At 69.8% G+C, this 9942-nt stretch carries 10 protein-coding genes; 9 read left to right on the forward strand and 1 reads right to left on the reverse strand.

What is annotated here, in order from left to right:
* The first annotated feature begins 255 nt into the window (after positions 1 to 255).
* From ACFWIW_RS32375 to ACFWIW_RS32400, 6 genes are all read left to right on the forward strand, one after another.
* Entirely contained in the window at positions 256 to 1065 is an 810-nt protein-coding gene (locus ACFWIW_RS32375) for a DUF5336 domain-containing protein (RefSeq protein WP_378371951.1), read from the forward strand.
* Between the two features lie 143 nt (positions 1066 to 1208).
* Positions 1209 to 2684, forward strand: a complete 1476-nt coding sequence (locus tag ACFWIW_RS32380; RefSeq protein WP_378371952.1) for a DUF6350 family protein — start codon at positions 1209 to 1211, stop codon at positions 2682 to 2684.
* A 76-nt stretch (positions 2685 to 2760) separates the two neighbouring features.
* On the forward strand, positions 2761 to 3378 hold the full coding sequence (gene purN / locus ACFWIW_RS32385) for a phosphoribosylglycinamide formyltransferase (protein WP_378371953.1): 618 nt from the start codon (positions 2761 to 2763) through the stop codon (positions 3376 to 3378).
* A complete protein-coding gene (gene purH / locus ACFWIW_RS32390; RefSeq protein ID WP_016331202.1) occupies positions 3375 to 4937 on the forward strand; it encodes a bifunctional phosphoribosylaminoimidazolecarboxamide formyltransferase/IMP cyclohydrolase in 1563 nt (520 codons plus the stop codon). Before purN ends, purH begins: the two co-directional genes overlap by 4 nt.
* 86 nt (positions 4938 to 5023) lie before the next feature.
* The gene (locus ACFWIW_RS32395; protein WP_378371954.1) at positions 5024 to 5704 is read left to right on the forward strand and encodes a hypothetical protein; all 681 of its coding nucleotides are present in this window, start codon (positions 5024 to 5026) and stop codon (positions 5702 to 5704) included.
* Between the two features lie 139 nt (positions 5705 to 5843).
* The gene (locus ACFWIW_RS32400) at positions 5844 to 6602 is read left to right on the forward strand and encodes a hypothetical protein (protein WP_378371955.1); all 759 of its coding nucleotides are present in this window, start codon (positions 5844 to 5846) and stop codon (positions 6600 to 6602) included.
* Here the strand turns inward: ACFWIW_RS32400 and ACFWIW_RS32405 are convergent.
* The gene (locus ACFWIW_RS32405; RefSeq protein ID WP_378371956.1) at positions 6599 to 7303 is read right to left on the reverse strand and encodes an SRPBCC domain-containing protein; all 705 of its coding nucleotides are present in this window, start codon (positions 7301 to 7303) and stop codon (positions 6599 to 6601) included. The two genes, ACFWIW_RS32400 and ACFWIW_RS32405, sit on opposite strands and share 4 nt — an antisense overlap.
* A gap of 180 nt (positions 7304 to 7483) precedes the next feature.
* Between ACFWIW_RS32405 and ACFWIW_RS32410 the strand changes: the two genes are divergently transcribed.
* Genes ACFWIW_RS32410 through ACFWIW_RS32420 form a run of 3 tightly spaced genes read left to right on the forward strand, consistent with a single transcriptional unit; the run spans position 7484 to position 9826 of the window.
* A complete protein-coding gene (locus tag ACFWIW_RS32410) occupies positions 7484 to 7969 on the forward strand; it encodes a pyridoxamine 5'-phosphate oxidase family protein (RefSeq protein ID WP_378371957.1) in 486 nt (161 codons plus the stop codon).
* Positions 7970 to 7980: 11 nt separating this feature from the next.
* Entirely contained in the window at positions 7981 to 8421 is a 441-nt protein-coding gene (locus ACFWIW_RS32415) for a VOC family protein (RefSeq protein ID WP_378371958.1), read from the forward strand.
* Positions 8422 to 8479: 58 nt separating this feature from the next.
* Positions 8480 to 9826 carry a hypothetical protein gene (locus ACFWIW_RS32420; RefSeq protein WP_378371959.1) on the forward strand — a complete coding sequence of 449 codons (1347 nt, stop codon included), beginning with the start codon at positions 8480 to 8482 and terminating at the stop codon, positions 9824 to 9826.
* Positions 9827 to 9942: the final 116 nt, after the last annotated feature.

A 9942-nucleotide genomic window follows, 5' to 3' on the forward strand; every position in this document is an offset into this window, starting at 1 on the left:
CCCTGGTGCCCGGCCCGCCTCTTTGCGCCCGGATCGCGTTTAGCCCGCTAAACGCACGTGCGTTTAGCGGGCTAAACGCGATCCGGCGGTCGGGAAGGGGTTCCGCACGGAACCTGACCGGGTGTAGAGACGTCTCAGAGCCCGAGGCGTGGGGTGTCCGCGTGTGCGCTAGCGTTCGAGCATCACAGCCGCCTCGTTTGTCCCGGGAGTCCCGCGCGCCCCGGGGTGCCGGTCGAACGACAGGAGAGCATTCGGATGTCCTATCCCAGCGGTGGGCCCGGCTACCCCCAGCAGGGTGGCGGCCAGCAACACCCCAACCCCGCCTCGGGGGCCTTTCCTCAGCAGCAGGCGCCGTCACCGGCCGCCCCGCTGAACCTGGCGTTGCTGCTCGCGCTCGCCGTCACCGTCCTCGGCCTGGTGCAGTTCTTCATCGGTTTCTCCGACGAGGCCGACGCCGCCGGGCAGATCTCGGTCTTCCTCCTGGTCAGCGGTCTGCTCGCGGCCTTGCACGCGCTGCCGCGCGGGCCGAAGACGCTGCCGTTCGCCGCACTGTTCAGCGTCATCGGCGCCTTCGGGGCGCTGGACCTGGTCATCGGCTACGGGAGCGGCCGTGAGGACGTCTCGGTCCCGGGCATCCTCACCGTGGTGCTGATCCTCGGCATCCTGCAGATGCTGGTCGCGGTCGCCGCGCTGCTGTTCGAGCACGACGTCATCAAGCTGCCCGCCGCGAAGCCGCAGCAGCAGGCGCCGCAGGCCCCGTACAGCCAGCAGTTCCCGCAGCAGGGCCCGCAGGGTCCGTTCGGCCAGCAGGGGCAGCAGGGTCCGGCCGCCACGCAGGTCCAGCCGTTCCCCGCCGCGGGCCAGCAGGGCCAGCAGCCGGGTGAGCAGTCCGGTCCGTTCTCGCAGCCGGGCGGGTTCCAGCCGCCGGTGACGCAGCCGCCGGGCCAGCAGGCCACGACGTACGCGCCGCAGCAGGGCCAGTTCTTCCAGCAGCCGCCGTCCTCTTCGTCGGAGTCGGGCCAGAACCCGGGCACGCCGCCCGGCGGTTTCGGCCAGCAGAGCTGACCTTCCGAACGCGAAAACACCCGCTGTGACTCTCCGTGTCACAGCGGGTGTTTTTCTTTCCCGGGGTACCCGACCGGGTGGGTTGGGCCACGTGCCCCGGCCGGCGGCGGCGTGCCTCACCCGGACGGCCCAGTCCGGATGTCATGGTGCGGTTCATGAAGCTGCTCACCCGCGACGAACGCCCGCCGGGCGAAGAGCCGGTGAGCGACCTCGTCCCCGAGCTGGAGGTCTCCAGGGCGAAGCGGGTTCGTGTGTTGCTCGCCGCCGCCTGCGCGCCCCTGCTGTTCTCCTATTCCGCCGTCGCGCTCGTGCTCGCGGTGGTCTCGTTCGCCGCCGACCGGACCCGGTTCTCCGCCAGCGGCGCCCTGCTCGCCGCAGGCCCCGGCTGGCTCGCCTCGTGGCAGGTGGAACTCGACCTCGGCGGTCATCCGCTCGGCGTGCTGCCGCTGCTGCCGACGCTCGCCGTCGGCTGGCTCGTGGCGAGGGCGGCCGCGCGCGCCGCCCGCCGCGCCGGCGGCCGGACCCCGGCGGACGCGGTCCCGGTGGTGACGGTGATCGCCGGGGCGCACGCGCTGTTCGGTGTGCTGATCGCCCTGATGGCCGGTGGGTCGCCGATCGACGTGAACCCGCTGACGGCTTTCTGCGTGCCGGGTCTCCTCGCCGGTCTCGCCGCCATCGCGGGACTCGCCAGGGTCTGCGGGCTTCCGGCCGTGGTGCGGAACCGGTTCGACCCGGTGGCCGTCCACGGCCTGCGGGCCGGCGCACTCGGCCTCGCCTCGCTCATCGCCTGCGGTGCCGTGGTGTTCACCGCGGCCACCGCACTCTCATGGTCCACTGTGGACAGCCTGTTCGAGCCGGGTTTCGGCGCGAGCTTCGGCCTGTTCGTGCTCTCCGTGGCGTATCTGCCGAACGCGGTCGTCGCCGCGTTGTCGTTCACCACCGGGCCCGGTTTCTCGGTCGGCTCGCTGACCGTCGGCATGTTCGGCTACCAGGAAGGGAAGCTGCCCGGAGTACCGGTGCTGGCGGGGATCTCGTCGCATCATGCTGTCTGGTGGCCGGCGTTGCTGCTCCTGCCCGCACTGGTCGGTGCGCTGGTCGGCTGGCGGATCCGCGCGATCGACGAGGATCCGATGCTGCGGATGCGGGCGATCGCCGTCGCGGGCGCGCTGGTCGCGTTCGGCTGCGTCGTCCTCGGGACCGTCTCCGGCGGCAGGCTCGGTGACGGGCCGTTCGACCCGGTCAGCGTGCCGGTCGGGGTCGCGTCCGTGATCGCCTTCTGCTGGATCGTCGTCCCCGGCGGGTTCGTCGCGTTCTTCGCCGGACCGCACGAGGCCCCCGCACCGCCGGGTGAACCCGAAGTCGAAGACGTCGCCGAAGAGGTCGTAGAGACCGAAGAAGAACCGGCTGAGGAACCCGAGGCCGAGGTACTCGAAGACGAAGCGCTTGACGAAGAGGCGCTCGACGAAGAGGCCGAAGAGGAACTCGCCCGGGAGCTGGGCGAGGACACCGACGAGATCCCGGCGGAACCGGAGCCCGAAGCCGAGCCCGAGCAGGAGATCGCTGTGACCGAGTCCACCGACGGGTCCGGCGACGAAAGCGCCCCCGGCGACGACCGTTAGGGTTGTCGCGACCAGGTGAAGCGCCGTACGCCCGAGTGCGTACCGCCGTGGCAAGGAGCCCGTTCTGGCTAGTCGGTTGGACCTGCCCACTCCGGTGAAGCTCGTCGTCCTCGCGTCCGGTTCCGGCACGCTGCTGCAAGCCGTGCTCGACGCCGTCGAAAAGCCGAACTTCCCGGCGGAGGTGGTCGCCGTCGGAGCGGACCGCACCGGGATCGAGGCGCTCACCCGGGCCGAACGCGCCGGCGTGCCGTCGTTCACCGTGAGGATGGCAGACCACCCGGACCGCGCGGCGTGGGACAAGGCGATCACCGAAGCCGTCGCCGCCTACCAGCCCGACCTGGTCGTCTCCGCGGGGTTCATGAAGATCCTCGGCGCCGAATTCCTCGCGCGGTTCCCCGGCCGCGTGATCAACACGCATCCGGCCCTGCTGCCGTCGTTCCCCGGCGCGCACGCCGTGGCCGACGCGCTGGCGATGGCCGTCAAGGTCACCGGGTCGACGGTCCATTTCGTCGACGCCGGGGTCGACACCGGGCCGATCATCGCGCAGGAGCCGGTGATCGTGGAGCCCGACGACGACGAAAACGTCCTGCACGAGCGGATCAAGGCCGTGGAACGCAGGCTCCTGGTGGAAACGATCGAGAAACTCGGCCGGAGCGGGTGCTCGGTCGAGGGACGAAAGGTGAGGTTTTCGTGAGTACCGCACAGGGACAGCGTCCCGTCCGGCGCGCGCTGATCGGCGTCTCGGACAAGGCCGGCCTGCTCGAACTCGCCACCGGGCTGCACGCGGCGGGTGTCGAGATCGTGTCGACCGGCGGCACGGCGAAGGTCATCGCGAACGCCGGGGTGCCGGTGACGCCGGTGGAAGAGGTCACCGGATTCCCCGAGTCACTCGACGGCCGGGTCAAGACGCTGCACCCGCGCGTGCACGCCGGCCTGCTGGCCGACCGTGACCGCCCGGAGCACGTCGAGCAGCTCAAGCAGCTCGACATCGCGCCGTTCGACCTGCTCGTGGTCAACCTGTACCCGTTCACGCAGACCGTCGCCTCGGGCGCGAGCCCGGAGGACTGTGTCGAGAACATCGACATCGGTGGCCCGGCGATGGTGCGTGCCGCGGCGAAGAACCACAACAGCGTCGCCGTCGTGGTCGACCCGTCGCGCTACGAGTGGGTGCTGGAGCGCGTCGCGGCAGGCGGTTTCGAGCTGGCGGACCGCAAGCGGCTCGCCGCGCAGGCCTACGCGCACACGGCGGCGTACGACACCGCCGTCGCCGCGTGGTTCGCCAACGTCTACGCGCCCGCGGACGACTCTGGCTTCCCGGACTTCACCGGCGCTTCGTGGGAACGCGGCGACGTGCTGCGCTACGGCGAGAACCCGCACCAGAAGGCCGCGCTGTACAAACACTGGCGGCCGGGCCTCGCGCACGCGGAACAGCTTCACGGCAAGGCCATGTCGTACAACAACTACGTCGACACCGACGCCGCGCGCCGCGCAGCCTACGACTTCGACGCCCCGGCCGTCGCGATCATCAAGCACGCCAACCCGTGCGGGATCGCGGTCGGCGAGGACATCGCCGAGGCACACCGGAAGGCGCACGCGTGCGACCCGGTCTCGGCCTACGGCGGGGTGATCGCGACCAACCGGCCGGTGAGCCGCGAGGCCGCCGAGCAGATCTCCGAGGTGTTCACCGAGGTCGTGCTGGCGCCGGACTTCGACGCCGAGGCGCTCGAGATCCTGCAGCGCAAGAAGAACGTGCGGCTGCTGAAGCTGCCCGCGATCACGTCGCCGGATCCGATCGAGTTCCGGCCGATCTCGGGCGGCATGCTGGTGCAGACCGTCGACACGATCGCCGCCGAGGGCGACGACCCGGCGAACTGGACGCTGGCGACCGGCGCGCCCGCCGACGAGCGGACGCTGGCCGACCTCGAGTTCGCGTGGCGTTCGCTGCGCGCGGTGAAGTCGAACGCGATCCTGCTGGCGAACGACGGCGCGACCGTCGGCGTCGGCATGGGCCAGGTCAACCGGGTCGACTCGTCGCGGCTCGCGGTTTCGCGGGCGGGCGACCGGGCGAAGGGCTCCGTTGCCGCTTCGGACGCCTTCTTCCCGTTCCCGGACGGGCTGGAGGTCCTGCTGGAGGCCGGCGTCCGCGCCGTCGTCCAGCCGGGCGGCTCGATCCGCGACGCCGAGGTCATCGCGGCCGCCGAGGCCGCCGGGGTCACCCTGTACCTGACCGGCACGCGCCACTTCGCCCACTAGGCCGACCTGCGTTTAGCGGGCTAAACGCGATCCGCGCGCGGACCTGCGTTTAGCCCCCTAATCGCGATCCCGAGGGGGGAGCTCGGATGTATCAGTCTCAAGGGCAGGGCGGGCCGCGGCCGGGGTTCGCTCCGGCTCCGCCGCCATGGGTACAAGCCAAGGCGAAGAAGAAGCGCCGCGTCGTCCTGATCCTGGTGATCGTCGCGGTGCTGGCGCTGCTTATCGGCGGGGGTGTCACCGGGGGCGTCTTCGCGTCGAAGTACTACAAGTCGACGGGGGCGGCGCCGATGTCGACTCCGGCCCCGCCGGAGTGCGAAGCCCTGCGGCCGACGATGGAACGCCTCGGCGTCCCGAATCTCGCCGAAGTTCAGGTCAGCCCGCCGTCCGCGGCCGCCACGTCGTCGAAGCTCACCTCGTGCACTTGGCGGCCTACGCTCGCCGAGCACGTCCGCTACCGATCCCTTTACGTCTCGATCAACGCCTTCATCGGGCCGGAGGCCGAGCGTCAGGCGAGCGACTACAACCCGCCGGCGACGGGCGAGGTAGTCCCGCTGCCGGAGATCTCGGACCGGGCATGGTTCCGGATCGAGCGGTCCGGCAACGCGCACAGCAGGGCGGAGCTGTGGGCGCAGCGTGGCAAGGTCCAGGTCCAGGTCATGTACTCGGCCAAGGACAAGGGCTTCTTCACGGACGAGCGTGTGCCGGCCGACGTGCTCTCCAGCGAGGCCAAGACCGCCACCATGGCCGCCTTCGATTCGGTGCGCTGACCACCGGACACCCGTCGGCCCGGCCGTCGTGCCATGCTGGCCCCGGATCGCGTTTAGCCCGCGAAACGCAGGTCCGGGCGCGTGTCGCCTTTAGCGGGCTAAACGCGACGCGGACGTACGAATCGCCAGGGGAGGATCGGTGCACCAGCCGCCGCAGGGGTACGGCCAGGGGCCGGGTTACGGCCCGCCACCCGGGCAGGGAGGCTACGGGCAGCAGCCGGGTTACGGCCCTCCCGGGTACGGCCCGCCGCCCGGCTACGGCCCTCCCGGTTACGGACAGCCGCCCAAGAAGAAAAAGACCGGGCTGATCGTCGGCGTGATCGTGGGTGTCGTGGTCCTTCTCGGGCTGGGCATCCCCGGCGCCATCTTCGGGTCGGAGTATTACTCCTCGGTCGGCAAGGCGCCGGTGTCGCAAGCGCCGCCCGCCGAATGCGCCGTCCCCCAAGAGCTGCTGAACAAGACGTTCACCACCAGCTTCCAGGGCGTCCGCGACAACGAGATCAAAGCGGGCGACATCGTCACCAAGCAGCAGGGCTGTTCCTGGCTGCCGCCGGAGAGCGACAACGTCCACGACCGCGCCCTCCAGGTCATGGTGTACCGCCACGAGGGCCCGGACGCCGAGAAGCGCGCGGCCGAGTCGTCCACCGGGTCAGCCGCGCCGTCCGAGCGTCAGCAGCAGGTGCAGGGCATCGGCGAGAAGGCGGTCCTCGTCTCCCTCGACACCGACAGCGCCTTCAGCGGCGCCGAGCTGCGGGTGATCCAGGGCGTGTATGTCGTTCTCGTGACCTACAAGGGCTGGGACAAAGGGTTCTTCACGAACTCGCCGATCCCGCCCGCGGAGTCCGCTGAAGTGGCGAAATCCGTGGGCGCCGAGCTCGTGAAGAACCTGCCCCGCTAGGCGTACAGGCCGTTCAGCCAGGCTGTCCACGCCTTCTCGGCTTCGTCCGCGTCGGCGTCTTCGGCGAACAGGTGGTGCCCGATGCCCACAGGCCAGCCCCAGACGTTCCGGCCGTAGAAGCGGTACAGCGCGTCTTCGGTCCGGATCCCGATGAAGGCCGGCGTCAGGTAGTCGACGACACCCTCGACGCCGGCGACTTCGAGATGCACCCGGTCGCCCACGGCCTTCGCGCCTAGTGCCGCCTTCACGGTCTCGAACGCCTCCGGAGCCGTCGACGCTTCGGGCGCGTCGGCCTTGAAGTACTTCGCCTGACGCCGGTTGAAGTGCGTCAGGTATTCGCCCAGCGAGTGGTAGTAGAACGCCGTGTGCTGCTCGCACGCGTCGTATTCGACGTCCCAGTCGTCGAGGACGGTGGTGTGCTCGTAGCGCAGGTACGTGCCCCCGTCCTTCGGTTCGAGGACGTATTCGAGCGTGTTGAACCAGCCGGTCTCGTCTTCCGCGTACGTGACGAAGCGCCGCGACGGCTTCCAGACGGTCACCATGCCGCCGTTGGGGGTGAGGCCGGACTCGGCGCCGCCGTCACGCGGTTCGTACTGGATCGGCCAGAGCCAGCCGCCGCTGGCGGTGGTGATCGCGGCCCAGGTGTCGGCGGGTGTGGTGGGCAGGAAGCCCTCGAAGCGGACCTCGGATTCCTTCGCCATGAGCGTCCCTCTCTCTTGTGTCTTCATGAGAGCGACGCCTGGCCAGGCGCGTTTTCGACAACGGATCGCGTTTAGCCCGCTAAAGGCGAAGTGACGCAGGTCACATTTCGGGATGTCGAAGTGCGGCGGACAGCGGCGTCCCCGGGGTGTCCGCGAAGACGGCGACCCGAGGAGAGAGACATGCGGCAGAGCGTGATCGACGAGATCCTGAACCGCCCGTACAGCCAGGAGCTCCTGGCCCGTGACATGGCCCGGCTGGCCTACACCGCGCTCGACGGCACGCCGCGGGCGATCCCGATCAGCATCCACTGGAACGGCGCGGAGATCGTCATGTGCACTTCGACGAACGCGCCGAAGCTGGCGTCGCTGCGCCGCAACCCGGCGGTCGCGCTGACGATCGACACCGAATCGCATCCGCCGAAGATCCTGCTCCTGCGCGGCACCGTCGAGCTGGACCATGTCGACGGCATCCCCGACGAGTACATGCAGTGGAACGGCACCTACGAGATGACGCCGGAGCAGCGGGCCGAGTGGGAGGAGAACGTGAAATCGCTCTACAAGAGCATGGTCCGCATCGTGATGACCCCGACCTGGGTCAAGCTCATCGACTTCGAGGAAACCCTGCCCACCGCCGTCGAAGAGCTCATCGCCCGGCAGAGCGCCTGAAGGGAGCGATCATGAAGCTGGAACACATCGGCGCCGTCGTCCACGATCTCGAGGCTGCCAAGGCCTTCTTCATCGCGCTGGGTCTCGAATTGGAAGGCGAGGCGTCGCTCCAAGGGGACACGGTCGATCGCATCACCGGGTTGAACGGGGTCCGGACGGATATCGCGGTGCTGCGGCCGCCGGACGGTCACGGAGGAGTGGAGCTGATCAAGTACCACACTCCGGAGGGGCCGGAAGGCGATCCGCGCGCACCGATGAACACGCCCGGTATCAGTCACTTCGTGTTCTCGGTCGACGACATCGAAGCCACCCTCGAGCGGTTACGGCCGCATGGCGCCACGCTCGTCGGCGAGCTGGTGCGGTACGAGGACAGCTACCGGCTCTGCTACGTCCGCGGCCCGGCGGGCATCGTCGTCGAGCTGGCGGAAGAGCTCGTACGCCCGGAGGCGTAGGCGAGAAGCCGCGCCTCGACGGATTCCCGCGACCTCTCGCGCTGCCAGCATTTCCGCCATGACATTGACAGGAATCCTGGCCGCCGCGCTGATCGTCACCGGTGCGCCCGCCATCGGCGCGGACGACGTCCGTGTGCACACCGGAGTGATCGAGGGTGCCCGGTACCGGGTCGAGGTGCCGTCGAACTGGAACGGCAAGTTGTTGCTGTACAACCACGGGATCTATCCGCCGGGCCACGTTCCCGAGGAGATCGAACTCGCCAACCGGGCGGAGGCGAAACCCGTTCTCCTCGGCGAGGGGTATGCGTTGGCCGCGTCGCTCTACAGCAAGCCGATCGGCTTCTCGGCCAGCGAAGCCGTCCACGATCAGACGGCGCTGCTGTCCTGGTTCGACCGCACCGTCGGCCGTCCGGAGCAGGTGCTCACGTGGGGAGCTTCCGGCGGCGGGCTCAACGCGGTCCTGTTGTCCGAGCGGCTCCCGCACCGGATCGACGGCGCGCTGGCGATGTGCGGTCCCGTCGCGGGCGGTTCCGCGTTGTTCGGCCAGGCGCTCGATCTGGGGTTCACGGTCCGGACGCTTTTGGCGCCCGAACTGGAGATCGTCCGCATCGCCGACCCGGGGGCGAATCTCGCGAAAGCCCATCAGGTGCTCGCGAAGGCGTTGGAATCACCCGATGGACGGGCGCGCCTCGCGCTCGCCAACGCGTTCGCCGACGTCCCAGGCTGGTCGACGGCGCATCGTCCCCGCTCCACCGATGTGGTGGCGCAGGTCCGTCAGCAGACGGAGTTCGTCCAGGCGGTCTACGACCAGCTGGCCTGGGGTGCGCACCGGGCCGATCTGGAGGCGCAGGCAGGCGGGAATCCGACCGGGAACACCGGAGTGGATTACCGCGGCCTGCTCGCCCGGTCCAGTGAACGCGACCTCGTGAACCAGGCCTACCGTGACGCCGGCCTGAGCCTCGACGCCGATTTGGCCGCGCTCGCCGGAGCGCCGCGGGTCAAGGCGGACAAGGCCGCCGCCCGATGGCTCGCCCGGGTCGGGACGCCGACGGGACGCGGCCGTCAGCCCGTCGTCACGCTCCACCCGATCGGTGATGGCGTCGCCCCCGAACACGAGCGGACCTACGGCGACCGCGTCGATCCCGGCCGGATCCGGCAACTGTTCGTGAACCGGGGCGGGCACTGCCAGCACACCGCCGCGGAGGAACTGACGGCGTTGCGCGTGCTGCGGGACCGCGTCGAAACCGGTCGCTGGCCCTCGACGTCACCGGAACGCTTGAACGCCGAGGCGAACCGGTTCGGCCCGGAGTTCCGGTTCCTCTACGACTGGCTGCACGGTGAGGCGGGCACCGCCGAATCCGCTTTCCGGCGGTATCACCCGGAGCCGCTTCCCCGCGCGGTCTGACATCGGCCGGGTCTCGTGAGTGGCGAGGACGGTTCTAACCGTACACGCCACACAAGAGGCGCATTCCCCGGGGGAGCGCAGGGCGGGGCGCTTAAGGACCAGTCTCTTATACACAA

Origin of the sequence: Amycolatopsis sp. NPDC058340 (genome assembly GCF_042723975.1) — a bacterium.
Lineage (GTDB): Bacteria > Actinomycetota > Actinomycetes > Mycobacteriales > Pseudonocardiaceae > Amycolatopsis.

Coding starts and splice junctions, on each gene's coding strand:
- ACFWIW_RS32410 (WP_378371957.1), top strand. CDS start 7,484: ATGCGGCAGAGCGTGATCGACGAGATCCTGAACCGCCCGTACAGCCAG.
- ACFWIW_RS32380 (WP_378371952.1), top strand. CDS start 1,209: ATGGTGCGGTTCATGAAGCTGCTCACCCGCGACGAACGCCCGCCGGGC.
- ACFWIW_RS32405 (WP_378371956.1), bottom strand. CDS start 7,303: ATGGCGAAGGAATCCGAGGTCCGCTTCGAGGGCTTCCTGCCCACCACA.
- ACFWIW_RS32375 (WP_378371951.1), top strand. CDS start 256: ATGTCCTATCCCAGCGGTGGGCCCGGCTACCCCCAGCAGGGTGGCGGC.
- ACFWIW_RS32395 (WP_378371954.1), top strand. CDS start 5,024: ATGTATCAGTCTCAAGGGCAGGGCGGGCCGCGGCCGGGGTTCGCTCCG.
- ACFWIW_RS32415 (WP_378371958.1), top strand. CDS start 7,981: ATGAAGCTGGAACACATCGGCGCCGTCGTCCACGATCTCGAGGCTGCC.
- ACFWIW_RS32420 (WP_378371959.1), top strand. CDS start 8,480: ATGACATTGACAGGAATCCTGGCCGCCGCGCTGATCGTCACCGGTGCG.